The organism is Hephaestia mangrovi, assembly GCF_019880555.1.
Classification (GTDB): domain Bacteria; phylum Pseudomonadota; class Alphaproteobacteria; order Sphingomonadales; family Sphingomonadaceae; genus Sphingomonas; species Sphingomonas mangrovi.
Map to the genome: position 1 here is coordinate 75865 of NZ_JAINVU010000004.1, position 22913 is coordinate 98777.

Genomic DNA, 22913 nt, shown 5'->3' on the forward strand with positions numbered 1-22913 from the left:
CGATCGCGCATCGCCATGTACCGCAGATGGCAGGCGTTTTCGCAGCGGGCGGCGACGGCTAGCGTCTCAGACCGCCGACCTGCTGCTGACACCGCTCGCCATTCAGCTCATCGGCGCTCGACGCAATGGCGTCAAGCATCAAAAATCGTTCAATTCCAGATTGATGATTTGTATTGTATATAATAGAGTGGGAACGGGGGCATTCGATCGAACGAAATCATAGCTGCTGAAACGGGGGGCATGGGCGCTGGCATGCGTATTGCTATCGTTGAGGATGACGCGGCGCTGGCTTCCATTCTTGAAACGGGCTTCGTCAAGAACGGCCATGAATGCACCGTCTGCGCAGATGGGTTGCGCTTTCTATCGATGCTGCAGAGAGAAACCTACGATCTCATTCTTCTGGACTGGCATCTCCCCGACATATCGGGGCTGAAGCTGATCGAAATGGTCAGGGCCGGTAATGAGAGCCATCTGCCGATTCTCGTCTACACGGGCTCGGCGGCCGAAAGAGACATGCTGGCTGCGTTGCGCGCCGGTGCCGACGACTATGTTACCAAGCCCGTGACGCTCGAGGTTCTGCTTGCCCGTATCGAGGCGTTGGCGCGGCGGGCCTACCCCGCAACACCGCAGGGGCCCGTGTCCGACTTCGGCGATTATACATTCGATCATCGTCTTGAGACGGTGGTCCGCGACGGCGAGCATATCCAACTGACGCCGAAGGAATATGCGCTGGCGCTTCTGCTCTTCCAGAACATGTCGCGCCCCTTATCGCGTACCTATCTGGTCTCCACGGTCTGGGGCTGGGCGCATGACGCCGAATCGAGAACGCTCGATTCGCATATTTCGCGAATCCGCTCGAAGCTCGGGCTCGAGCCCGCGAACGGCTTCCGGCTGTTCACGCTTTACGGTCATGGATATCGTCTGGTCTCGACGACGTCCTGACGGGCACGGCATTTCGACCCATCGGCGAAATGGTATAACCTAGATCAAGTATTGAACCGGTTATAGGAGCTCAGAGGTTTCTCGGAGCCACCCTTGTCGGCGCATCGAGCCAACTGCGTCATCCAAGAGGTGCGCTTTTCGGATGAAATGCGTTCCCATCTCTTACTAAATCCCTCCCAGAAGACTGAGCTGATTAATCAAATATATCAATATAGTACGAATATTTAGACGAATTCGTCCGATTTCACGCAGAGTAAATTTTGCATATTTCTCGAAATGGTATCAATTTAGCACAGATTTATGCAAGAAATATTCTTTCAATGCGAATTGATGTTCAAGAATTTTTCGCATTTTTAACAATTTTCAACATTGATTTACCCAAATTTACGTTGACTAATTTGTCTGTCATTTTAAGCCCATATCGCCGGTGAAGGAAAAAGCGCGCCGCAAAAAAGGCCGAATTCATCAGGCGATAGGAAAAAGGGGTCGCATCCGATGAGCGGAAAATCCAAGCTGCTTTCCTGCGCTTCGGCGCCAACGCGGCGCCCACTGCGCCACCTCGTTGCCTTGGTGGCGATGGGCGGGGCCGCATTTGCGGGTGGCGTCGGTACATCGGCGTTGGCGCAAAAGGCAGCGCCCGCCCGATCGGTCGATCTGTTCATGCGGCAGGCCAACTCGCTTCACGCCAACGCCTGCGCACCGCTCTATGCCACGCTCGGCAAGCTCGCCGTCGTGGGTACGAGCTACTCGCTGAGAACCCAGGCCGATCGCGCTGCCCCCGGCGCGCAGGGCATGCAGGGCACGGCCGGGATGACCTACGATCTGCCCGACCTCAAGGGCCAGGCGGCTGCGCTGGTCTCCGCCGCGCCGGTCGGCAACCGGTGCGAGGGACAGTTCGTCCGCGTCGTGCCCTTCCAGGTCAGCTGTGCCGAGGCTTTCCGTAGCTTCCCGAAGGGCAGCAAGCCGATCGGCACCCTTTCGGGCGTACCTCTCTATGACCTCGGCTCCAATCGGGGCCAGGCGATGATGATCACGAGCGGGTCCACCTGCGTGGTCGTCTCGATCGTCCAGGGCCAGCAGAAGCTATAGCCGGCGCGGCGCCGCGGCGCCGGCCGGTCGATTGTCATCACGGATTCGAACAGCGCGTGAGGCGCCACGGGTGGGCTTGTGCCTGCGTCCCGCCCGGCCGCCTCGATCAACTCCCGGAATGGAGAGTGTCATGAGAAACGTCGAGGTCGCCACCAACAAGTCCCGCCACACCGGTTTCGCCGGCAACTGGATCCCCGGCAGCGATGGAGGAAGCTGGACGCAGCGCCGCCGGCTGATGGCCGTGCTGCGCCGCGCGCATCGCGTGCTGGGGGTGAAGAGAGACAGGTTGGGCGTGGGGCCGCTCGCGGCCGGTGGCCCCGTCTCGTCTGCGGAGATTTCGAGTGCTGATTCGGCGGCGACGGCCACCGGTTCTTTGGCCGTGGCAAAGGCGCTGCTCTATGCCGGTGCCGCCATTGCCGCGCTGGGGCTGTCCGCGCCGGCCCTCGCGCAAGTCCAGACCGGCCCCGGCGCATCGGCGACGGGATCCCGCGCCATCGCGATCGGCGACAGCTCATCCTCATCAGGGCTCGATTCCGTTGCCGAGGGCACGAATACTATCGCAAGTAACCAGAACGCCATCGCGATCGGTTTCCAGGGGATGGCATCCGCACTGAACTCCGTCTATCTCGGCTCGCGCACTGCCGCCGGAACGGGCGCCATCGCACAGAGCGCCATCGCCATCGGCACGGATGTGACCGCATCTCAAGTCGATGCCATTGCGATGGGGCGTCAGTCGGTTTCAGCGACCCAATACGGTGTAGCGATCGGCTTGAACGCCAGCGCCACGGGCACTGGCGGGGCGGTCGCCATCGGCCAGGGCACGGTTTCAAGCGGCATCAATTCGGTGGCGCTTGGTGTCAGCGCACAGGCGGTCCTCGCCGGCGATATTGGCATTGGCTCCGGCAGCACCGCTACCGGCGGAAACTCCACCGCGATCGGCTCTGCCTCCTCGGCGAGTGGGCAAAACTCGTTCGCCGGCGGTCGTGCCGCCAGCGCAACTGGCGACAATAGTGTCGCGGTCGGTGCCCAGGCTAATGTGGCGGGCACGGACTCGGCCGCGTTCGGCAACGTCGCCAACGCTTCGGCTGATTTCTCGCTTGCGCTGGGCAATTCAGCCGTGTCGAGCGGCGTCGGCTCGGTTGCCGCTGGATCGGGAGCGCAGGCTACCGATGTTTCCGCCGTTGCTATCGGCAACAATGCGGCAGCGACCGCCGCGCAAGCAACCGCGCTGGGATTGGGCGCGACAGCGGGCGGGCAGAGCGCCACGGCGATCGGCAGGCAGGCCAATGCCTCCGCGCTCAACGCCATTGCCATGGGGACCACCGCGACGGCCGATTCGGCGGACGCGGTGGCGATCGGCAACACTGCGACGGCGACCGGCGGCAAGGCGGTGTCGGTCGGCTCGGGCAACGTCGCGAGCGGCGACGGCGCGGTGTCGATCGGCGATCCGAACTATGCCAGCGGCACCGGCGCGGTGGCGCTGGGCGCGAACAACATCGCCAACAGCGACGGGACGGCGAGCGCGTCTGCAGCCAACGCGGCCAATGGCGTGGTGGCGCTGGGCAATAGCAATGTCGCGGTCGGCCAGGGCTCGGTGGCGATCGGCAACACCAGCCAGGCGCTTGCCGCCGGGTCGCTGGCGTTCGGTGACACGGCAAATGCCGCATCCGAAGGTGCTATTTCCATTGGCGTGAATGCGGCTTCCACTGGCAGCGACTCGGTCGCGCTGGGCGGAGATTCGACATCGAACGGCTCCTATGCCTTGGCGGTCGGTTCCAGCACGAATGCCACCGGAGAGGAGACGGCGGCTTTCGGCGATCACGCAGGTGCGACTGCCGATTTCGCGACCGCCATCGGACGCTCTTCATTGGCCAGCAACGTTTCGGCAACGGCAATCGGCAGCGCTACGGTCGCCAGTGGCGACAGCGCCACCGCCGTCGGCCGCCAGTCGGTGGCGAGCGGCGTCGAGTCGTCGGCCTTGGGCAGCGTAGCTAACGCCATAGGCGATCAATCCACCGCTCTTGGCGCCGCTGCGCAGGCTAATAACGCGAACGACGTGGCGCTCGGATCCGGCTCGGTGACGGACGTGCCGCACACAGGAGATTTCGGTGTTGGAGCCGTCGGCACGGGGGCACCAGTGTCGTCTCGATCGGCAGTGTCGGTGCCGAGCGGCAGATCCAGAACGTCGGCGCGGGCGTGCTTTCATCGACCTCTACCGACGCGGTGAACGGGTCGCAGCTCTACGCGACCAATCAGGCGCTCACCACCTTGAGCGACACCGTCACGGCCGACGCGACACATTATGTCAGCATGAACGACGGTGGCACCATCCGGGGTAATTACAACAATGACGGTGCGACCGGGCTCAATTCGCTTGCGATCGGCCCGGATGCGGTTTCGGGATCGAGAACCAGCGCGGCCGTTGGCAATGGTGCCAGCACCGCAACCGGCGTCTTCTTTGATTCGGTGGCCTTCGGCTTTTCGGCGAGTACCGCGAACACGGCAGGCGTCGCGGTGGGTGCGCGGGCGTCGGTAACGAATATCGGCGGGGTCGCGGTCGGCGAGCGAACGACCAGCGGCGAATATGGCATCGCGCTCGGGTCCGGAGCCGGGTTTACCAATGGCGCCAGCGCGACCGGCGTCGGCGCCATCGCCATCGGTGGCGGCGATACGAGAAACGCGATCCTCGGCACACCGGCCGCCGCATCCGGCGACCATGCCATTGCGATCGGGCAGACCTCCGTTGCCGACACGACGGGCGCGGTCGCGCTGGGCTATCAGGCGACGGCCACGGATGCCGGCGATGTGGCGCTGGGCTCCGGCTCGGTGACGGACGCGCCGCACACAGGCGATTTCGGCGTCGGCGCGGTCGGAACCGGCGGTAGCAGCGTGGTTTCGGTCGGCAGCGCCGGCGCCGAACGGCAGATCCAGAATGTCGGCGCAGGCGTGCTTTCGTCGACCTCGACCGACGCGGTGAACGGCTCGCAGCTCTATGCGACCAATCAGCAGGTGGCGACCAACACCACCAACATCGCCGGCAACACCACGGCAATCAGCAATCTGACCACCGCCGTTACTGGTGGCGGGGTCGGCCCGGTGCAGCGCACCGGCACGTCGGGACAGTTGGTGCTGGTGGCGCCGGGCGGATCGGGTGCGGCGCCCGGCACGGCGCAGCGGCTGAGCAATGTCGCGGCGGGCACCGCCGCCACCGATGCGGTCAACGTCAGCCAGCTCACCAGTGCGACCTCGGGGGTAACCACGGCGGGTCTGGACTTCACCGGCAACGACAACAGCGCCGGCAACGTACACCGCAATCTCGGCCAGACGCTGGCGATCCAGGGCGCGGCGACCACGTCGGGCACCTATTCGGGCGGCAACATCAAGACGGTCACCGACCCGACCACGGGCGCGGTCAACATCCAGATGGCCGATGCGCCGACCTTCGGCGGCGTTACCATCAACGCCGGCGGCACCGGCAAGATCACGGGCGTTGCTGCCGGTACCGCGGGGACCGATGCGGTCAATGTCAACCAGCTCCAGGCGGTCGCGACGACCGCGAACGCCGGCTGGAACATCCAGACCAACGGCGACACCGCCACCAAGGTCGCGCCGGGTGACACGGTGCAATTGATCAATGGCCAGAACATCGCGGTCACGCGCAGCGGCTCCAATGTGACGATCGCGACCACCCCGGACCTGACGGCCGACAGCCTGACGCTGGCCAGCGGCCAGGTCTTCGACAGCACCGGCCTCGACATGGCGGGCACCAAGGTCACCGGCGTTGCGCCCGGAACGATCTCGTCGACCTCGACCGACGCGGTGAACGGGTCGCAACTCTACGCGACCAACCAGGAGGTAACGACCAACACCACCAACATCGCCGGCAACACCACGGCGATCACCAATCTCGGCAATCAGTCGACCACCAACACCACCGACATCGCCGCGCTCCAGCAGGATGCGCTGCTGTGGAACCCGACGCTCGGCGCCTATGACGCGAGCCACAACAGCGGGTCGCCGCAGAAGATCACCAATGTCGCGGACGGCGATGTCAGCGCCGGCTCGACCGACGCGGTCAACGGCTCGCAGCTTTACGCGACCAATCAGCAGGTGGCGGCGAACACCACCGACATCACCAACGCCACCAATGCGCTGACCGCGATCAACAACGGCGCGGGGATCAAGTATTTCCACGCCAATTCGACGCTTCCCGACAGCCAGGCAGTGGGCACCGACAGCGTCGCGGTCGGCCCGGCGGCAACCGCCAACGGCGACGACAGCATGGCGTTCGGCAATGGCGCGCTGGCATCGATCGACGGGTCGATCGCGCTCGGCTCCGGCTCGGCCGCCGATCGCGCGATCGCGCCGACATCGGGTACCATCCCGGCGGGCGTCGGCTTCATTCCCTACAATACCAGCGACGCGACGCTGCTGGGCTCGGTGTCGGTCGGCGATGCGGCTGCCGGCACCTATCGCCAGATCACCAATGTCGCCGACGGCACCAGCGCGCAGGACGCCGTCACGCTGCGCCAGTTACAGGGCGTGGCCGGCTCGCTATCGGTGACGACGACCAAATATTTCCACGCCAATTCGAGCGCCGGGGATTCGCTTGCTGTCGGCCAGGAATCGGTGGCGGTCGGCCCGACCACCGTGGTCAACGGCGACAACGGCATCGGCATCGGCAATGGCGCGATCGTCCAGATGACCGCGCCCGGCGGCACCGCGATCGGCGAGAACGCCCAGGTGTCGCAAGCCGACGGCGTGGCGCTCGGCACCAGCGCGACGGCGGATGCGATCCAGTCGGTCGCGCTTGGCGCCGGCGCGAACGCCAGCTTCTCGGGCAGCGTCGCGCTTGGCGCCGGCGCCACGACCTCGGTCGGCTCGCAGACCGGCTACACCGGCTATGGCCTCGCCGCACCGCAGAACTCGGCAGGCGAGGTATCGGTTGGTTCGGCGGGTGCCGAACGGCAGCTCACCAACCTCGCCGCGGGCTCCGCCCCCACCGACGCGGTCAATGTCAGCCAGCTCAGCCAGGTCGCGCAGAACACCGCCAGCGCGCTCGGCGGCGGCGCCAGCTACGACTCCAGCACCGGCGCCTATACCGCGCCCAGCTACACGGTGAACGGCACCACCTATAACAATGTCGGCGACGCCCTGGGCGCGCAGGGCGCGCAGATCAGCAATGTCGACAACCGCGTGACCCAGGTCGAGACCAACACCAATAATCTCGGCAACAGCACAGCCGCCGGTCTTGGCGGCAACTCGAGCTACGACCCGAGCACGGGCACGGTGACCACGTCGCTCGACGTCGGCGGCAACAACTACAGCAACGTCAATGACGCCCTGCAGGCGCTGAACGCGACGGCGAGTGCCGGCTGGAACATCTCGGCCAACGGCGGCCCGGCGACCAACGTGCCGTCCAACGGCACGCTCAACGTGACCGCCGGATCGAACACGGTGGTTACGCTTAATGGCAATCAGCTTCAAATCGCGATGGCCGACAATCCGACATTCTCCGGGACCGTGAACGCGCAGGGTGGTCTCACGGTCGGCGCCGGCACGACCGTCGACATGGGCGGGAATGTCGTCCAGAATGTTGGCGACGGCGATGTCAGTGCGGGGTCGACCGACGCCGTAAACGGCTCGCAACTCTACGACACCAATCAGCAGGTCGCCGCGCTCGGCAATGGCGACGCGGGGCCGTTCCGCTCGAACAACACCAGCGGCATGGCCGCGCCCAGTGCTGCCGGTGACGATTCGGTCGCTGGGGGCTTCGGCGCCGTCGCCAGCGGCGCGCATTCGACCGCGCTCGGTGCCGGCGCGCAGGCGACCGGCAACAACTCGGTGGCGCTCGGCTACGCCTCGACCGACGATGGCCGCGACAATGTCGTCTCGGTCGGTTCGGCAGGGGCGGAGCGGCAGATCACCAATGTCGCGGCCGGCACGCAGGATACCGATGCGGTCAACGTCGGACAGCTCAACAGCGGCCTCTCGGATACGCTGGCGAGCGCGAATGCCTATACCGACCGCAGGGTGTCGGGGCTTGCGTTCGATCTCACCAAGTTCCGGCGCGACGCCAATGCGGGAACCGCCGGCGCGCTGGCCGCGGCGGGGCTGCCCCAAGCGTTTGAGCCCGGGCGCGGCATGCTCGCCTTCAGCGCCGGCACCTACCAGGGGCAGTCGGCCTTCGCATTGGGACTGTCGCGCGTGATGGACGACGGCATGACCATCGTCAAAGCCGGTGCCATCTATGACAGCCAGGACCATCTCGGCGCCAATGTCGGCGTCGGCTTCCAGTTCTGATCCCCTGCGCCCGATCTTCTCATGGAGGATGCAATGAAACTCAGGTTGCTCGCCCTTCCGCTTCTCGTTGGTGTCGGGCTCGTCCCCGTAGTCGCGACCGCCGCTGAAAAAGATGATGCCAAGCCTGCTGATCCCGCGACGAACTATGCCGGCAACGTCGACCCAGCCGCCTTCCGCCCGGTACCGCACAAGAAGCTGGGAACGGTCACGACGCCGGCCACGGTGCGGCTGATCACGCCTGGCATCGACAAATTCTCGATCTATCGGCTGATCGGACCGCCTCATTTCGGCGAAACGATCACGCGTCGCTGGGATTACGTACTGTTCTTCCCGCCGACGTCAGGCAGCACCGAACGGATGCGTTGTCGCATGGCGCTCCGGTTCATCCGGCATCGTGGTCGGTACAATGTTGTGGTGTCCCAGGTGATCTGGCAGGACCAGGCCTGCGCCGATCGCGTTGCGGCGGCGGGCTAATTCGGGAGAGAAGCGGCACGATGCGATCGATCAGGCTGGTTGCCGCCGCATTGTTGGCCTGTGCCGGCGCACCAGCCACGGCACAGACATTCGGACCGCCGATCCACGGCATATGCCTGTTGTCGCGAACGGGGGCGATTAATGGTTCGCGCGCCGGGCAATCGATGCAAGCCCAGCTCAAGCGGATGCAGGCGTCGCTGAACGGCGATCTCGCGCAGCGCCGCGCCGCGCTGGACCAGCAACGGCGCCAGCTCGAAGCCCGGCAAGGCTCGATCGCGCCAATCGATTACAAGCGCCAGATCGAAGTTCTCGATCAGCAGGCGCAGGGACTCGAGCAGGCGCAAAATGCCCGGTTCATTGCGGCCCAGCAGCGTGGCCAGCAACAACTCGATCGGGCTCTCGGCACGGCGCTGGCCAAGGTCGTCACGCGTCAGGCCTGCAGCGTGGTGCTCGAACGCGACAATTCCTACGGCTGGAACAACGCTATGGATATCACTGGTGATGTGACGCAGGAGATGGATGCGACGCTGCAGACCGTTGTCTTGCAATGAGACGCCGAGCAGGCTGATCGACGCTTCGACGGCGCCGTGCCGATGCCGCCATTGACGCGTCCTCCCTCAGGCTGCTGATTTATCCGAACGCCGGTGGCCGAGCGCGACCTCGCGCTCGAGCTTGACGCACAAGGCGAGATAATAATCGCGCAGGAAACCTTCATCGTCGCCATCGTCCGGCAGGCCGGCCTTGCGACGAATAGAGCCGGCGACCAGCGTCATCGTGTCCGGATTGTGCCGGCGCAACACGTCTTCTAGCGTCTGCAATTCGTAGATGCCGTAGAGGCGCAGCGTCGCGTCGCTGAACTGACGGCGCGGCTGTTCGGCGCGCGGCGCAGCGATATCCGCGGCGAGGCGGGCGCGGACATTGTGCACTACCCAGGTGCCGGCAAGCAGATCACCGACGCGTAGGCGATCGCGATTGAACAGCGGAAACAATGCGAAGATGCCGGTCCAGGCGAGCATGAACAACGTCATGAACGCGTCGCCGCTGCTCGTCATCGCGAGCGCGGTGAGCGGCAGGAAGATTTCGATCTCGCGCATCGCGTTGCGCACGATCACCGCGCCACCGGTCAGCCGGGCGCCGTCGCGCGCGACGACGCGCAAGCCGAGCAGGCGCTTGCCCGGCGTCGCGCCGCGGCCGCCGATCTCGAACAGCGTGAACCAGCCGTTGCGTAGTACGAAGAAGCCGAGCAGCCAGATCACCGTCGCGGCATCGTCCGAGCCGTTGGTGCCCGCTTCGTGCTCGACGAACGCGATCAGCAGGGTCGCGAGCACCAGCGTCAAGACCAGGATCACGGCGTCGATCATGAACGCCGCTGCTCGCTCGCCCGCGCCACCGAGATCGAGCTGCAAGTCTACGCCTTCGGGCGTGATGAAGCTGCGCCGCATGGAGCGGGGCGCGTGGATGCGACGACTAGACCCGGCCATCGCGGCCTCGCGGCAGATAATAATAGATTAGCCAACCGGCAAAGATGACGCCGCCGATCGCATAGCGTTGCCAGTCGATCGTGACGGTCTGGCGGCCGATTCCTTCGAGCAGCCCGGCGACGAGCAGCATCAGTACCACGCCGGCCATCGCCACGCCGGCGCTGCGCCCCGCCTCGACCGCCGAATCGAGCCTCGCCGCGCGGCCGGGAAAGGCGATGGCGAGCCCGATGCGGAACCCGGCAGCGCCGGCCAGCGTGATGGCGAACAGCTCAGTGGTGCCATGAATCATGATCCAGCCAAGGAACGGCATGGCCAATCCCTTTGCGGCATAGACGCGTAGCAGCGCGCCGAGCATCAGCCCGTTATAGACGAGCAGCAGCGCGGTCGGCACCGCGAAGGCGAACCCCAGCGCGAAGGCGAACAGCGCGATCTGCGCATTGTGCGTGAACAGCGCGGTGGCGAAGGTCGTCAACGGATCCTTGTCGCTGCCGTGATAGAGCATATTGCGCAGCGTTTCGGCCGAAGCGCCCGGATTGCGGCCTTGGGCCAGCGCGTCGGGGATGATCCCGTAAAACCAACTCGGATCGTGTGCGACCAGCAGATAGGCGGCTACCTGCCGTGCTGATCAATTGGCTGGAGATGGGGCTGCGCGGCACGATGACCGATGAATATTCGCGGCTCGGCTATGGCGCAGTGGTGCTGGCATCGGCGCTGGTCGGCATGGTGCTGTCGGCGCTCGTGCAGGGTGCCTTGGTCCGCGCCACGCTGGCCCATGCCGAAGGTGGACGCGCGAGTTTCGCCGAAAGCGCGTCGACGGGGCTCGCCGCGGCGTTGCCGCTGGTCGGGCTGGCGATTTTGATGGCCATCGCGGTCGGGCTTGGGTTCATGCTCTTCATCGTGCCCGGCGTGATCCTCTATGTCATGTGGGCGGTTGCCTCGCCGGTGCTGGTTGCCGAGCGGACCGGCGTATTCGGCGCATTCGGGCGCAGCCGCGAACTGACCAAGGGCGCCCGCTGGAAAGTGTTTGGCGTCGAACTGGTCGTCGTGCTTGCCTGGTGGGTAATCTCCGGCGTGCTTGGGGGGCTCCTGTTCGGCCTGATGGGCATCAAGGGTATGCAGACCCTGGGGCAGCATGGCTTGCCGATCAGCTGGATGATCGGCACCGCGGTCGTGTCGACGATCGTCAACGCGATGTGGAGCACCGTGCAGACCGCCTTGTACGTCGAGCTGCGCAATTGGAAGGGCGGTTATTCGGACGAGGCGTTGCAAGACATTTTCGCCTGAGCGACGGAGAGAACCGCGGGTCCAAGCGAAGGCCCGGACCGTTCTCTCCTAGCTGCTGCCCATCGAATGCGCATGTCCCGCGCCCCCGCTTGCCATGGCGCGCGATTGCGCTTAGCGACCGGCGATCATGACAGATCAACCGACCTTGGCGGTCGCCCTGGTTTCGGGCGGCCTCGATTCGATGGTATCAGCCGGCCTGGCGCGCGAGGCGGGGCATCGCCTGCTGGCGCTTTCGATCGATTACAATCAGCGACACCGGCTCGAACTCGCGGCCGCCCGACGCATTGCCGCGGCTCTCGGTGCCGAGCGGCACATCGTGCTGCCGCTCGATCTTTCGGCATTCGGCGGTTCGGCGCTCACCGACGATATCGACGTGCCCAAAACCGGCGTCGAGGAGGGCATTCCCGTCACCTACGTTCCGGCGCGCAACACGATTTTCCTCAGCCTCGCGCTCGGCTGGGCGGAGGCGGCCGGCGCGCGCGACATCTATATCGGCGTCAACGCGCTCGATTATTCGGGCTATCCCGATTGCCGGCCCGAATTCATCCAGGGTTTCGAGAAGCTGGCCGAACTTGCCACCAAGGCGGGGGTCGAGGGCGAGCCGTTCCGCGTCCGCGCGCCGCTGCAAAACATGACCAAGGCCGATATCGCGCGCGAGGCTGCGCGGCTCGGGCTCGACGCGGGGATGAGCTGGTCGTGCTACGATCCCGCGCCCGGCGGCGTGCATTGCGGGCTGTGCGACAGTTGCCGCCTGCGCGCCAAGGGCTTCGCCGAAGCCGGGCTCGCCGATCCGACCGTCTACGCGACGCAGCCGTGAGCTACGCCGTCAAGGAGATGTTCCTGACGCTCCAGGGCGAAGGCGTGAATGCCGGCCGGCGCGCCGTATTCGTGCGGTTCGCGGGCTGCAATCTCTGGTCGGGCCGCGAGGCGGATCGCGCCACCGCGATCTGCTCATTCTGCGATACCGATTTCGTCGGGACGGATGGTGACGGCGGCGGACGCTTCGCCGACGCCGACGGGTTGGCCGATGCGGTCGCTGGCCATTGGGGCGCCGGTTCGTCCGATCGCTTCGTCGTGCTGACCGGCGGCGAACCGATGCTCCAGATCGACGATGCGCTGGTCGATGCCCTTCACGTCCGTGGCTTTGCCATCGCGATGGAGAGCAACGGCACGATCCCCGCGCACTCCGGCATCGATTGGGTGTGCATCAGCCCCAAGGCGGGGAGCGAGGTCGTGCAGCGGTCGGGCGATGAGCTGAAGCTGGTCTGGCCGCAACCGGGCAGCGACGTCGACGCGATGGAGAATTGGGATTTCGCCCATTTCCTGATCCAGCCGCTCGACAGCGATACCGCCGACGCCAATCGCGTCGCGGCAGTCGCATTCGTGCTCGATCACCCCAATTGGCGCCTCAGCCTGCAAACGCACAAGCTGCTCGGGCTGCGCTGATTCAGCGCGACGCGATCGCCGTCGGTTGCCCGACGGGATAGGGATAGACGCCGCATTTGCGGTCGTTCCACTCTTCCTTCTTCCAGCAGGCGTCGTCCATTCGCGGCACGTAGGACGGTACGTTGAGCACGACCGAGCCGGGGAAATATTGTTCGCCCCAAGGCACCAGCGCATTGCGCAACTCGCGCATCCGCGCTTCGGCAATCGCCTTCACGCCGCCGCGCGGCGCGAACAATACCGCCTGGCCGACCGCGCCCGCCGTCTGGCAGAAGCTGTATTGCGCGGAAACCGTCGAGAAGTCCGACGAGACCCGCGTATTGAACTGGTCGAACGCCGATTGCCCGGCCTTCTTGGTCTTGTTGACGCGCGCAAAATAGGCGCCGAGCGTCTTTTGCGCGGCGTCGAATTCGGCATCGTGATCGTGGATGATCGCGTTATAGTTGGAAACGGTCAGCAGCGTTGGTGCGAACTGGCATTGCAACGCCGCGACATTGAGCGCGGACCGCAACTGCCACACCAGGCCCGCGCTGAGCTCGGCCGGCGTTGCGCCGGGCATCGGCGGCAGGATGCCGGGCTCGGCCCCGGTCACCGGCGCGCCCGACATGTCGTGCGATCTGAAGAAAAACTGGGCCGATGCCGGGTTCGCCGCGGCAATCCCCAGCACCGCCGACGCCATCATTACCTTACGCAACACGCTCATGATCTTTTCCGGTAAGCCTCCCCGAACGCGCCATGGTTAAGACTTTTGCGGTCGCGGCCCAAGCATCTTTTTAGTTTCCAGGCACGGAAAATGAACGCCAGCGGCGAACCGAATCGTTTTTGGGCACGAACTGAGCGCCCGACGGTCAAGCCGTTGCGAATCGGAAACGAAAAGGGGCCGCCCGGTCGCCCGGGTCGGCCCCTTTTGTATTGAGCGCCGAGCCGCGCACGGCGGCCCGACCGGCAATTACATGCCGTTGTCGGCGGTGTCGTTCGCCATCATGTCGTTCGACATCGCGGTGTCGTTCGCCATCATCGCGTCGTTACCCATGGTGCTGTCGACGGCGGTCATGTTGTCGTCCATCGTGCCCATGTCGTCGGTCGAGTTCATGTCGGTGACCATGGTGTTGTCGGTCGCGGTATCCGACTTGTGGCCGCAAGCCGAAACCATCAGCGCGGCGCCGGCGATCATCGAACCGGTAACCACTTTGGCAATGAGTGCACGCATTTGAAGCTCCCTAAATAGCTGGATTTGGTTGGCGTACCCGCCTTGGTAATGACCCAAATCGGCGTGGACATTAGTCGTATATCGTACTCCTCTCAAGCCTCGTTTTCGCCGCAATGTCCAAGCGACCCGAGGAACGCAGCGGATTCGAACGCCAATGCCCTGTCAAAAGTTGCGAAATCGGCGGTCTTTTCGAGCGCCGCCACGCTGGTAACGCCGTGTTCGGCGATCCCGCACGGCACGATTCCGCCGAAATTATCGAGGTCTGGCGCGATGTTCACCGAAAAGCCGTGCAGCGTCACCCATTTGCGGACGCGCACGCCGATCGCCCCGATCTTCGCTTCGGCGTCGCCGCTGCCGGTCCAGATGCCGATGCGGCCGGCCGCGCGATGGCTGGCGATCCCCATGTGGGACAATGCGGCGATCACCCATCCCTCGAGCGCATGGACATAACACCGCACGTCGCGTCCGCGCTGGTTGAGGTCGAGCAATACGTAACCGATCCGCTGCCCCGGCCCATGATAGGTGTATTTGCCGCCGCGCCCGGTCTTGAACACCGGAAAGCGCGGATCGAGCAGTTCGGCGGGATCGGCGCTGGTGCCTGCGGTATAGACCGGCGGGTGTTCGAGCAGCCAGATCAGCTCGCGCGCCTCGCCCGCGGCAATCGCCGCGGCGCGCGCTTCCATCTCGGCGACCGCATCCGGATAGGGCACCGGCGCGTCCGACACGCGCCATTCGATATCATCAGGTGGGAAATCGTTCACGAAGCGCCCGCTACGCCCATCGGGCCGTGGTGCGCAAGCGCTGGCAAGCGGCATCCCGATCGTCTACCTAGCGGGCAATTGGCGCCAGCGCGGCGCGATCGAACAGGGGAACCAGCCAATGGTGCAGATGTCGACGGTATGGGATCGCACGACCGCCTTTGCCTCGAGCGCGCTGCCGGCGATCATGCCGATCGCGCTGGTGCTGCTGTTCCTGCCGGTATCGATCCAACTCGCGCTCACGCCGCTTTTGCTCAAGCAGGCCGCCGCGGTTCGCATCGTCGCGATGGCGGTGTTCTGGGCGATCGAATTGCTCGGCACGCTGTCGCTGATGGTGCTGGCGCTCGGCGCGACGCTGCGGCCGGGCGAAGCGGTGCGCGGTGCCTTGCCCCGGCTCGGGCCGACGATCGCGATCTTCATCCTGATGTTCGTCGCCATCGTCATTCTCTGCCTGCCGATCGGCGGCATCCTCGCCGCCGCTGGCATGAACATGGCCGAGCTGCGCGCGGGCAATCCCGCGGGCATGGGCAGCATGTCGGCGGGTGGTGCCTGGTTCGTGCTGATCTACGTGCTCGTCCTGCTCGTGTTCGCTTTCTGGATCACCGCGCGACTGCTCGTGATCGAGCCGGTGATCCTGGCCGAGCGGCGCGGGTTCGGCGCGATCGCGCGCGCTTTCCGGATGACGCGCGGCCTGGCGCTGCGGATCGTCGGCGTCCTGATCCTCTACGCGATCGTCGCGACCATCGCGGTGCTCGCCGCGCAGACCGTGTTCGGTGCGATCTTCGCGCTGGTCGCGCCCAATGACGGCGATATCGGCATCGCCACGGTGCTGACCTCGGTGGTGGTTGGCGCGGTGTCGACGGCGTTCAAGGTGATCGCCGCGATATTCGTCGCCAAGCTCTACATGGCGATCACCGAAGCCGGCGAACAGGCGGCCGACCCGGTATGACGATCGACTGGTCGGGCGTCGCCGCCGACGCCTGGGGCCGCTGGAAGCGCGATCGCGCGCTGTTGCTGCCGCTTGCCGGATTGCTGCTGTTCCTGCCGCAATTCGCTTTCTACCTGCTGGCCACGCCGTTTCCGCAGCTTACGGCTGAACAGGCGCAGGACACGTCCGCGTTGCTCACCCCCGATTCGCCGCTGGTCGCGTGGATCACCCACAATGCGCCGGGAATGCTCGTCACGGTGCTGGTGATGACGTTCGGTTCGCTCGCGATCCTCACGCTCTATCTCGATCCGGCCGCCGGTACGCCGGGCAAGGCGCTCGCCCGCGCGCCGGCACTGTTCCCGCGTTATCTGCTCGCGGTGATCGTCGCCGGGCTGCCGGCCGGGCCGATCGAGCTGATGCTTGTGATCCTGATCCTGCCGTGCCTCTACCTGCTCGGCCGGCTGATCCTGGTCGCGCCGGTCATCGTTGCCGAGCGGCCGATCGGCATTGCCCGATCGATCGCGCGCAGCTTCGCGCTGACGCGGGGGCGCGGGCTGGCGATGATGGCGCTGGCCGCCGCGGTGATGCTCGCCGGCATGCTGGCGCCCGCGCCGTTTCGCCTGCTCCACGATGCGCTGCAGGCGGAAGCCGCGGCGAACCCTGTGACGATCGCGCTGATCGAGGCGCTGGGCTCGCTCGCCGCCGCGATCGTCGCCCTGGCGACACTGCTGATCCAGGTCGCGCTCTATCGCCGGCTGGCAGGCTCGATCAGCGGCACGTGAGGCGCCGCCGCGCGCGGCAGCAGCCCGGTGAGGCGGGGATCGGGAAAGGTCTCGACCGCGCGGTGGATCGCGGTGAATCCCTGCCTGCGATAGAAATTCAGCGCCGATGGATGATCGAGCGTGCAGGTGTGCAGCCACACCCGCTCGATCCCGCTGCGCCAGGCGAGCGCCAGCGCCTGCGCCATCAGCCAGCGTCCATGGCCCTTGCCGGCGAGCTCGGGGACGAGCGCGAAATAGCTGATCTCGCATTGCCCCGGCTGGCGGAAATCGAGCTCGATCATGCCGATTTCGATGCGCCGCGGGTCGGTCGCGGCGAACACGCGCACCGCGGGATCGTGGATGATCGCCAGCAGGTCGCGCTCGGCCATCGCCAGGCGGGAAAACCACAGCCATGGCTCGCCGACCCGCCGGAACAATGGGCGATAACGGTCGGGGTCGGGCCTGTCCCACGGCACGAGGCGTAGCGGCGCATCGGGCAGCGGGCGGGGCAGGGGCCGCGTCGTCATTTCCAGCGTGGTGACGATCGTCGCCACCTCACCGGGAAGGACCGGCGTCAGTCCCATGTCGCGACCGGCGGCAGGCTCATCAGGATCGCGTCGATATTGCCCCCGGTCTTGAGCCCGAACAGCGTGCCGCGGTCATAGACCAGGTTGAACTCGGCATATCGCCCGCGCCAGGCGTTGCGCCGGGCGATATCGGCGTCCGTGAACGGCATTGCCATCCGCCGCCTTACGATCTGCGGGAAGATATCCAGGAACGCGCGGCCGACATCCTGGGTGAAGGCGAAATTGTCAGCGAACGCGCCCTCCAGGTGATCGTAGAAGATGCCGCCCACGCCGCGGTGCACCTTGCGGTGGGGAATGTAGAAATACTCGTCGGCCCATTGCTTGAAGCGCGGGTAGTGCGTCGGATCATGCGCATCGCACGCTGCCTTCAGCCGCGCGTGGAAATCGGCGGTATCCTCATCATAGGGGATTGGCGGGTTGAGATCGGCGCCGCCGCCGAACCAGCGTTTGGTGGTCGCCAGGAAGCGCGTGTTCATGTGGACGGCGGGAACATGCGGGTTGGCCATGTGCGCGACCAGGCTGATGCCGGTGGCGAAGAAGCGCGGATCGTCGCCGGCGCCATGGATGGTCTTGGCGAAATCGCCTTCGAAACTGCCGCCGACGGTCGAGACGTTGACGCCGACCTTCTCGAACACCCGGCCCTTCATCACGCCGCGCACCCCGCCGCCGCCCGGCGCGCCCGACGGATCGACCCGGTCCCACGGCGTGCGCTCGAACCGCGCATCGGACCCGGCTTCGGCCTCGATCGCCTCGAATTCGGCGCAGATCGCGTCGCGCAGCGATTCGAACCACGCTTTCGCCGCTGCCTGTTGCTCGTCGAGTGCGATCGTCATGCCGGCCATCCCTCGGTTTGCCTCAATGCTTCGCCCAGCGCCATCGCGGCGGCAACCGCCACGTTCAATGACCGGAACCCCGCCGCCATCGGAATCCGCACGCGCAGATCGGCGCGTTGATGGACGTGATCGGGCACGCCGCTGCCCTCCGATCCCATCAACAGCACGTCGTCCGCTGCGAACCGGGCCTCGGGCAGCGGCACGCCGCCGCTGGTGGTCAGCAGCACGATGCGTCCTGCCACGCGAGCGTCGAAAGCATCCCAGTCGGCATGCCGCGAGACGTCGGCGCCGGCCGCGTAATCCATGCCGGCGCGCGCCAGCGCGCGGTCGCTCCAGGCGAAGCCCATCGGCTCGATCAGATCGACGCCGACCCGCAGGCACGCCGCGAGGCGCAGGATGGTGCCGACATTGCCGGCGATATCGGGCTGGTGAAGGGCGACGCGCATCGCCGTGCGCTTAGTCCGTCGCGCCCGATCTTCACAAGATGCCAGAAAGCCATTGGCAAACACGGTTTCGCCCGGCTATCACCCCCGCGGCACCCGTGGGGACGGGAGCTGCGGTGAAGGCGGGGCCGGATACAATCACACCTCCCGCCGCAGGGCGTTCGCCCGTTCGAAGGTAGAGGCAAGTGAATGGCGACAGCAGATGATGCGATTCCGCCCGGAGAAGCGCCGGGCCCCTATCACGAAGACGTTCATGATCCCCGCCGCCGTGATTTTCTGAATATCGCCGCGGTTTCCTTCGCCGGCGCTGGCGCGGTGGTCGCCATCCTCCCGCTGATCAACCAGATGAGCCCCTCGGCCGACGTGCTCGCGCTGTCGACCACCGACGTCGATCTTTCCAAGATCGGCAAGGGCCAGGCGGTGACGACCAGCTATCGCTCGCAGCCGTTGTTCGTCCGCAACCTCCTGCCCAAGGAGATTGCCGAGGCCGACGCGGTGCCGCTTTCCGATCTGCGCGATCCCCAGACGCTCGAGGAGCGGACCAAAGAGGGGCATAAGGACTGGCTGATCGTGATCGGCGTCTGCACCCATCTCGGCTGTGTGCCGCTGGGCAACAAGGAAGGCGAGCCGCGCGGCGAGTTCGGCGGCTATTTCTGTCCCTGCCACGGCTCGCAATACGATACCGCGGCGCGCATCCGCAAAGGACCGGCGCCGAGGAATCTGGTCGTGCCGGACTATAAGTTCAACACGCCGACGACGATCACGGTAGGGTCCTGACATGAGCTTTCCCTGGGCACAGCAATACCAGCCGAAGCACCCGCTCATGCGCTGGATCGACGAGAAGCTGCCGTTGCCGCGGCTCGTCTACAATTCGGTCGGCGGCGGCTATCCGGTGCCGCGCAACCTCAATTACTGGTGGAATTTCGGCGTCCTCGCCGGTGCCGCGCTGGCGATCCAGATCATCACCGGGGTCGTGTTGGCGATGCACTATGCCGCCAATGCCGGCGTCGCGTTCGATTCGGTCGAGCATATCATGCGCGACGTCAACGCCGGCTGGTTCCTGCGCTATGCGCACGCGACCGGCGCCAGCATGTTCTTCATCGTCGTCTACATCCACATCTTCCGCGGCCTCTATTACGGCTCGTACAAGGCCCCGCGGGAGATGGTGTGGCTGCTCGGCGTCGTCATCTTCCTGCTGATGATGGCCACCGCCTTCATGGGCTACGTGTTGCCCTGGGGGCAGATGAGCTTCTGGGGCGCTCAGGTCATCACCGGCTTCTTCTCGGCGATTCCCGTGGTCGGCGAGAACATCCGCATCTGGCTGCTCGGCGGCTATGCGCCGGGTGACGCCTCGCTGAACCGGTTCTTCTCGCTGCACTATCTGCTGCCGTTCGTCATCGCCGCAGTCATCATCCTGCACATCTGGGCGCTGCACATTCCGGGCTCGAACAACCCGACCGGCGTCGACGTGAAGGGCGAGCAGGATACCGTGCCGTTCCACCCCTATTACACGGCCAAGGACGGCTTCGGGCTCGGCGTGTTCCTGCTGGTGTTCGCGGTGATCCTGTTCTTCGCACCCAATTATCTCGGCCATGCCGACAACTACATCCCGGCCAACCCGCTCTCGACGCCTGCCGAGATCGTGCCCGAATGGTATTTCTGGCCGTTCTACGCGATCCTGCGCGCGTTCACGGCGAATTTCCTGTGGATCCCGGCGAAGCTGTGGGGGGTGATGGCGATGTTCTCGTCGATCCTGCTCCTGTTCTTCCTGCCGTGGATCGACAGTTCGCCGGTCCGCTCGGCGCGCTACCGGCCGACCTACCGGATGTTCTTCTTCATCTGGCTGCTCGACATTCTGGTGCTCGGCTGGTGCGGCGGCTCGCCGGCGACGCCGGGCTACATCATCGTCGGCCAGTTCGCGGCGGCGTATTATTTCGCGCACTTCCTGATCATCCTGCCGATCATCTCGCGCAGCGAGCGCCCGCGCCCGCTGCCCAATTCGATCACCGAGGCGGTGCTCGCCAAGGCGCATGACCGTGCGCCGCATGGCGCGGGCGATCCGGTTCCGGCCGAATAAGGGGGCAACAGACACATGGTCCGCACCATCGCCAACGCCGTCGGCGCGCTGTTCGTCCTCTCGCTGCTCGCTGCTCTTTGGGGCAGCATCAGCGGCGTGATCAGCGATCCGCCGAAGCCGACCGCCGCCGATCTCTTCCACAAGGAGCCCAAGGCGCTGCATCTCGCCTCCGACGGGCCATTCGGCAAGTTCGACCAGCAGCAGCTCCAGCGCGGCTTCCAGGTGTTCAAGGAAGTCTGCTCGAACTGCCATTCGCTCAAGCTGGTGGCGTTCCGCGATCTGAAGGGCATCGGTTACGACGATGCCCAGATCAAGGCGATCGCCGATCAATGGGCGGTCGAGCAGCCGACCACCAATCCCGATACCGGTGAGCCGGCGACGCGCAAGAACCTGCCGTCGGATCACATCCCGCCGCCGTTCGCCAACGATATCGCCGCGCGCGCTGCTAACAACAACGCGCTGCCGCCCGATCTGTCGCTGATGGCCAAGGCACGCGAGGGCGGCGCGCCGTACATCTATTCGATCCTGACCGGCTACGAGCCGATCCCGGTCGCGCTCAAGAAGAACTTTCCCGATTCGCTGCCGCTGCCGGGGCTCCACTACAATCCCTATTTCCCCAGCCTCAACATCGCGATGGCGCAGCAGCTCACCACCGAGGGGCAGGTTCAGTATCAGGACGGCACCAGGCCGACCGTCGATCAGATGGCCGAGGACGTTTCGGCCTTCCTCGTCTGGGCCGCCGAACCGAAGCTCGAATCGCGCCATGTCGCCGGTTTCGCGACGGTGATCTTCCTGGTGATCTTCTGCTTCCTTGCCTGGGGCGCCTACCAGAACGTTTGGCGCGACCTCGAGCATTGAGCCTGCCTGACAGGGCAAGGGGCGTCCGATCTGCTGGTCGGGCGCCCTTGATCTTCAGTCCTTCTTGCGCGCCGATAGCAGCGCACCGAACATGACAGCCGGCACCGCGAGACCGGCCACCAGGCCGATCACGCTGCCCCATATCGAGCCCGCCGTCCCGCCGAGCTGCGCGCCAAGGATGGCGCCGCCGACCAGCAGGATGAAAGGCACCAGGCATCCGACGGCGAGCATGAAGCGATCCTTGTCAAAGCGATTTCGTGTCGAGCGGGAAGGCGGGGGATAGGTCGTCGCCGCGCGCCGTTCCAGCACTTCCCGGCCGGAACCGACTCGAATTGCTGCACGTTTCTTTTTTGTTCGGCGGTTCAGGCTGCAGTCACTACGCCTGTGTAATAACGTCCTCATCCATTCCTCTCATCTTGGGAGATGAAATAATGTTGAAGTCACGGCTCATGCTGGCCGGTCTCGTCGTCGCTGCTGGCCTCGGTGTCAGCGCCTGTGCCACCGATGGTTATTATGGTGGCGGCTATGGAGGCTACGGCGGCTATTACGGCGATTATTACGATTACAATGGCGGCTATTGGGATGATGGCGGCCTCTATTACGATCCGTCCTATTACGGATGGTATGGCAATTATTATTATCCCGGCACCGGCGTTTATGTATACGATCGCAACCACAACCGCCATCGCTGGAACGATGCGCAGCGCCGCTATTGGCAGAATCGCGGGCACAACTGGCGCGGCCAGCGTCCGGACAACGGCAATTGGGATCGCTTTCCGCATCACCCGGCGCCGCACGGCGGCTCAAATGGTAGCGGCCATTGGAACGGCGGCGGCCATTGGGGCGGCAGTCACGACGGAGGACATCATTCCGGCGGGCACCGTTCGGATGGCGATTCCCGCGGTCACCGGGGCGGTGACGGCGATTCCGGCCGCCATTCGTGGGGCGGTCATCACCGCCGCCATTGATCGCCGCCGCCGCGGCTGGCCTCAATCGGCCGGCCGCGTCCGGATCAGCCCGATCGAAACGAAGGTCATCACCGGCTCGCCATGCTGGTTAAGCACGGTCATGCGGCTGCGGTAGCTGCCCATTTCGGGGCGGCTACGCGACGCGCGCTTGTCGATCACCTCGGTTTCGCAGGTCAGCGTGTCGCCCGGATAGACAGGCTTGAGCCAGCGCAGCTCGTCGATCCCCGGCGAGCCGAGCCCGGCCTGCCCATGCGCCTTCAGATTCTCGACCACCATCGCCATCGTCATCGCGCAGGTGTGCCAGCCGCTGGCCGACAGGCGGCCGAAATGGGTCTGCGCCGCCGCCTCGTCGGAAAGGTGGAACGGCTGCGGATCGTATCGCTCGGCAAAGGCGACCACTTCCTCGCGCGTCACCTCGTAATGGCCGAAGCGTGCCTTCCGCCCGACCTCGATATCCTCGAAATATTGCATCGC

The 22913-nt window shown here is 65.4% G+C and carries 25 protein-coding genes; 15 read left to right on the forward strand and 10 right to left on the reverse strand.

Annotated elements, in window-relative coordinates; genetic code table 11:
- Nucleotides 1–252 precede the first annotated feature (252 nt).
- From K7G81_RS10705 to K7G81_RS10730, 6 genes are all read left to right on the forward strand, one after another.
- Entirely contained in the window at nucleotides 253–942 is a 690-nt protein-coding gene (locus K7G81_RS10705; protein ID WP_223030788.1) for a response regulator transcription factor, read from the forward strand.
- Between the two features lie 495 nt (nucleotides 943–1437).
- Nucleotides 1438–2031: a hypothetical protein gene (locus K7G81_RS10710; RefSeq protein WP_223030789.1), complete on the forward strand. Its 594-nt coding sequence runs from the start codon at nucleotides 1438–1440 to the stop codon at nucleotides 2029–2031.
- A gap of 130 nt (nucleotides 2032–2161) precedes the next feature.
- Nucleotides 2162–4258: a hypothetical protein gene (locus K7G81_RS10715; RefSeq protein WP_223030790.1), complete on the forward strand. Its 2097-nt coding sequence runs from the start codon at nucleotides 2162–2164 to the stop codon at nucleotides 4256–4258.
- Nucleotides 4228–8334, forward strand: coding sequence for a YadA-like family protein (locus K7G81_RS10720; protein WP_223030791.1), 4107 nt, complete (start codon nucleotides 4228–4230; stop codon nucleotides 8332–8334). Before K7G81_RS10715 ends, K7G81_RS10720 begins: the two co-directional genes overlap by 31 nt.
- Before the next feature lie 21 nt (nucleotides 8335–8355).
- Nucleotides 8356–8808: an outer membrane protein assembly factor BamE domain-containing protein gene (gene bamE / locus K7G81_RS10725; protein WP_223030792.1), complete on the forward strand. Its 453-nt coding sequence runs from the start codon at nucleotides 8356–8358 to the stop codon at nucleotides 8806–8808.
- Between the two features lie 20 nt (nucleotides 8809–8828).
- Nucleotides 8829–9359 carry an OmpH/Skp family outer membrane protein gene (locus K7G81_RS10730; RefSeq protein WP_223030793.1) on the forward strand — a complete coding sequence of 177 codons (531 nt, stop codon included), beginning with the start codon at nucleotides 8829–8831 and terminating at the stop codon, nucleotides 9357–9359.
- A gap of 66 nt (nucleotides 9360–9425) precedes the next feature.
- Here K7G81_RS10730 and K7G81_RS10735 read toward each other — a convergent pair whose 3' ends face one another.
- Nucleotides 9426–10250 carry an RDD family protein gene (locus tag K7G81_RS10735; protein ID WP_223030794.1) on the reverse strand — a complete coding sequence of 275 codons (825 nt, stop codon included), beginning with the start codon at nucleotides 10248–10250 and terminating at the stop codon, nucleotides 9426–9428.
- 25 nt (nucleotides 10251–10275) lie between these two features.
- Nucleotides 10276–10791: a stage II sporulation protein M gene (locus K7G81_RS10740; protein WP_369412087.1), complete on the reverse strand. Its 516-nt coding sequence runs from the start codon at nucleotides 10789–10791 to the stop codon at nucleotides 10276–10278.
- A gap of 116 nt (nucleotides 10792–10907) precedes the next feature.
- Between K7G81_RS10740 and K7G81_RS10745 the strand changes: the two genes are divergently transcribed.
- The 3 genes from K7G81_RS10745 (at nucleotide 10908) to queE (ending at nucleotide 13019) form a co-directional block, all read left to right on the forward strand.
- Nucleotides 10908–11573, forward strand: coding sequence for a DUF7847 domain-containing protein (locus tag K7G81_RS10745; protein ID WP_223030795.1), 666 nt, complete (start codon nucleotides 10908–10910; stop codon nucleotides 11571–11573).
- A gap of 127 nt (nucleotides 11574–11700) precedes the next feature.
- Nucleotides 11701–12390 carry a 7-cyano-7-deazaguanine synthase QueC gene (gene queC, locus K7G81_RS10750; RefSeq protein ID WP_223030796.1) on the forward strand — a complete coding sequence of 230 codons (690 nt, stop codon included), beginning with the start codon at nucleotides 11701–11703 and terminating at the stop codon, nucleotides 12388–12390.
- Nucleotides 12387–13019 (forward strand): 7-carboxy-7-deazaguanine synthase, encoded by a 633-nt coding sequence (gene queE / locus K7G81_RS10755; RefSeq protein ID WP_223030797.1) that lies wholly within the window; start codon nucleotides 12387–12389, stop codon nucleotides 13017–13019. Before queC ends, queE begins: the two co-directional genes overlap by 4 nt.
- A 1-nt stretch (nucleotide 13020) precedes the next feature.
- Here the strand turns inward: queE and K7G81_RS10760 are convergent, their stop codons facing one another.
- From K7G81_RS10760 to lipB, 3 genes are all read right to left on the reverse strand, one after another.
- The gene (locus K7G81_RS10760) at nucleotides 13021–13719 is read right to left on the reverse strand and encodes a hypothetical protein (protein ID WP_223030798.1); all 699 of its coding nucleotides are present in this window, start codon (nucleotides 13717–13719) and stop codon (nucleotides 13021–13023) included.
- 246 nt (nucleotides 13720–13965) lie between these two features.
- Nucleotides 13966–14226, reverse strand: coding sequence for a hypothetical protein (locus K7G81_RS10765; protein ID WP_223030799.1), 261 nt, complete (start codon nucleotides 14224–14226; stop codon nucleotides 13966–13968).
- Between the two features lie 92 nt (nucleotides 14227–14318).
- Nucleotides 14319–14987, reverse strand: a complete 669-nt coding sequence (gene lipB / locus K7G81_RS10770) for a lipoyl(octanoyl) transferase LipB (RefSeq protein ID WP_369412088.1) — start codon at nucleotides 14985–14987, stop codon at nucleotides 14319–14321.
- Nucleotides 14988–15105: 118 nt separating this feature from the next.
- Here lipB and K7G81_RS10775 point away from each other — a divergent pair, with 118 nt between their 5' ends.
- Together K7G81_RS10775 and K7G81_RS10780 are read left to right on the forward strand one after the other, a co-directional pair.
- On the forward strand, nucleotides 15106–15933 hold the full coding sequence (locus K7G81_RS10775) for a hypothetical protein (protein WP_223030801.1): 828 nt from the start codon (nucleotides 15106–15108) through the stop codon (nucleotides 15931–15933).
- Entirely contained in the window at nucleotides 15930–16694 is a 765-nt protein-coding gene (locus K7G81_RS10780) for a hypothetical protein (RefSeq protein WP_223030802.1), read from the forward strand. Before K7G81_RS10775 ends, K7G81_RS10780 begins: the two co-directional genes overlap by 4 nt.
- Here K7G81_RS10780 and K7G81_RS10785 read toward each other — a convergent pair.
- The 3 genes from K7G81_RS10785 to K7G81_RS10795 are packed head-to-tail and all read right to left on the reverse strand — an operon-like array spanning nucleotide 16658 to nucleotide 18539.
- Nucleotides 16658–17257, reverse strand: a complete 600-nt coding sequence (locus K7G81_RS10785; protein WP_223030803.1) for a GNAT family N-acetyltransferase — start codon at nucleotides 17255–17257, stop codon at nucleotides 16658–16660. The two genes, K7G81_RS10780 and K7G81_RS10785, sit on opposite strands and share 37 nt — an antisense overlap.
- On the reverse strand, nucleotides 17248–18093 hold the full coding sequence (hemF, locus tag K7G81_RS10790) for an oxygen-dependent coproporphyrinogen oxidase (protein ID WP_223030804.1): 846 nt from the start codon (nucleotides 18091–18093) through the stop codon (nucleotides 17248–17250). Before hemF ends, K7G81_RS10785 begins: the two co-directional genes overlap by 10 nt.
- Nucleotides 18090–18539, reverse strand: coding sequence for a tRNA (cytidine(34)-2'-O)-methyltransferase (locus K7G81_RS10795; RefSeq protein WP_223030805.1), 450 nt, complete (start codon nucleotides 18537–18539; stop codon nucleotides 18090–18092). Before K7G81_RS10795 ends, hemF begins: the two co-directional genes overlap by 4 nt.
- 186 nt (nucleotides 18540–18725) lie before the next feature.
- Here K7G81_RS10795 and petA point away from each other — a divergent pair, with 186 nt between their 5' ends.
- Genes petA through K7G81_RS10810 form a run of 3 tightly spaced genes read left to right on the forward strand, consistent with a single transcriptional unit; the run spans nucleotide 18726 to nucleotide 21471 of the window.
- Nucleotides 18726–19313: a ubiquinol-cytochrome c reductase iron-sulfur subunit gene (petA, locus tag K7G81_RS10800; RefSeq protein WP_223030806.1), complete on the forward strand. Its 588-nt coding sequence runs from the start codon at nucleotides 18726–18728 to the stop codon at nucleotides 19311–19313.
- A 1-nt stretch (nucleotide 19314) separates the two neighbouring features.
- Nucleotides 19315–20613, forward strand: a complete 1299-nt coding sequence (locus K7G81_RS10805; RefSeq protein WP_223030807.1) for a cytochrome b — start codon at nucleotides 19315–19317, stop codon at nucleotides 20611–20613.
- Between the two features lie 15 nt (nucleotides 20614–20628).
- A complete protein-coding gene (locus tag K7G81_RS10810) occupies nucleotides 20629–21471 on the forward strand; it encodes a cytochrome c1 (protein WP_223030808.1) in 843 nt (280 codons plus the stop codon).
- A gap of 54 nt (nucleotides 21472–21525) precedes the next feature.
- Here the strand turns inward: K7G81_RS10810 and K7G81_RS10815 are convergent, their stop codons facing one another.
- Nucleotides 21526–21702, reverse strand: a complete 177-nt coding sequence (locus tag K7G81_RS10815) for a hypothetical protein (protein ID WP_223030809.1) — start codon at nucleotides 21700–21702, stop codon at nucleotides 21526–21528.
- Nucleotides 21703–21902: 200 nt separating this feature from the next.
- Here K7G81_RS10815 and K7G81_RS10820 point away from each other — a divergent pair, with 200 nt between their 5' ends.
- Complete coding sequence (locus K7G81_RS10820; RefSeq protein WP_223030810.1) at nucleotides 21903–22439, forward strand: hypothetical protein; 537 nt, start codon at nucleotides 21903–21905, stop codon at nucleotides 22437–22439.
- A gap of 21 nt (nucleotides 22440–22460) precedes the next feature.
- Here K7G81_RS10820 and K7G81_RS10825 read toward each other — a convergent pair whose 3' ends face one another.
- Nucleotides 22461–22910 (reverse strand): MaoC family dehydratase, encoded by a 450-nt coding sequence (locus K7G81_RS10825; protein ID WP_223030811.1) that lies wholly within the window; start codon nucleotides 22908–22910, stop codon nucleotides 22461–22463.
- Nucleotides 22911–22913: the final 3 nt, after the last annotated feature.

Coding starts and splice junctions, on each gene's coding strand:
- K7G81_RS10710 (WP_223030789.1), top strand. CDS start 1,438: ATGAGCGGAAAATCCAAGCTGCTTTCCTGCGCTTCGGCGCCAACGCGG.
- K7G81_RS10775 (WP_223030801.1), top strand. CDS start 15,106: ATGGTGCAGATGTCGACGGTATGGGATCGCACGACCGCCTTTGCCTCG.
- K7G81_RS10715 (WP_223030790.1), top strand. CDS start 2,162: ATGAGAAACGTCGAGGTCGCCACCAACAAGTCCCGCCACACCGGTTTC.
- K7G81_RS10705 (WP_223030788.1), top strand. CDS start 253: ATGCGTATTGCTATCGTTGAGGATGACGCGGCGCTGGCTTCCATTCTT.
- queC (WP_223030796.1), top strand. CDS start 11,701: ATGACAGATCAACCGACCTTGGCGGTCGCCCTGGTTTCGGGCGGCCTC.
- petA (WP_223030806.1), top strand. CDS start 18,726: ATGGCGACAGCAGATGATGCGATTCCGCCCGGAGAAGCGCCGGGCCCC.
- K7G81_RS10730 (WP_223030793.1), top strand. CDS start 8,829: ATGCGATCGATCAGGCTGGTTGCCGCCGCATTGTTGGCCTGTGCCGGC.
- K7G81_RS10820 (WP_223030810.1), top strand. CDS start 21,903: ATGTTGAAGTCACGGCTCATGCTGGCCGGTCTCGTCGTCGCTGCTGGC.
- K7G81_RS10740 (WP_369412087.1), bottom strand. CDS start 10,791: ATGCTCTATCACGGCAGCGACAAGGATCCGTTGACGACCTTCGCCACC.
- K7G81_RS10825 (WP_223030811.1), bottom strand. CDS start 22,910: ATGCAATATTTCGAGGATATCGAGGTCGGGCGGAAGGCACGCTTCGGC.
- K7G81_RS10765 (WP_223030799.1), bottom strand. CDS start 14,226: ATGCGTGCACTCATTGCCAAAGTGGTTACCGGTTCGATGATCGCCGGC.
- K7G81_RS10785 (WP_223030803.1), bottom strand. CDS start 17,257: ATGGGACTGACGCCGGTCCTTCCCGGTGAGGTGGCGACGATCGTCACC.
- K7G81_RS10805 (WP_223030807.1), top strand. CDS start 19,315: ATGAGCTTTCCCTGGGCACAGCAATACCAGCCGAAGCACCCGCTCATG.
- bamE (WP_223030792.1), top strand. CDS start 8,356: ATGGAGGATGCAATGAAACTCAGGTTGCTCGCCCTTCCGCTTCTCGTT.
- K7G81_RS10795 (WP_223030805.1), bottom strand. CDS start 18,539: ATGCGCGTCGCCCTTCACCAGCCCGATATCGCCGGCAATGTCGGCACC.
- K7G81_RS10815 (WP_223030809.1), bottom strand. CDS start 21,702: ATGCTCGCCGTCGGATGCCTGGTGCCTTTCATCCTGCTGGTCGGCGGC.
- K7G81_RS10780 (WP_223030802.1), top strand. CDS start 15,930: ATGACGATCGACTGGTCGGGCGTCGCCGCCGACGCCTGGGGCCGCTGG.
- hemF (WP_223030804.1), bottom strand. CDS start 18,093: ATGACGATCGCACTCGACGAGCAACAGGCAGCGGCGAAAGCGTGGTTC.
- K7G81_RS10810 (WP_223030808.1), top strand. CDS start 20,629: ATGGTCCGCACCATCGCCAACGCCGTCGGCGCGCTGTTCGTCCTCTCG.
- K7G81_RS10735 (WP_223030794.1), bottom strand. CDS start 10,250: ATGCGGCGCAGCTTCATCACGCCCGAAGGCGTAGACTTGCAGCTCGAT.
- K7G81_RS10760 (WP_223030798.1), bottom strand. CDS start 13,719: ATGAGCGTGTTGCGTAAGGTAATGATGGCGTCGGCGGTGCTGGGGATT.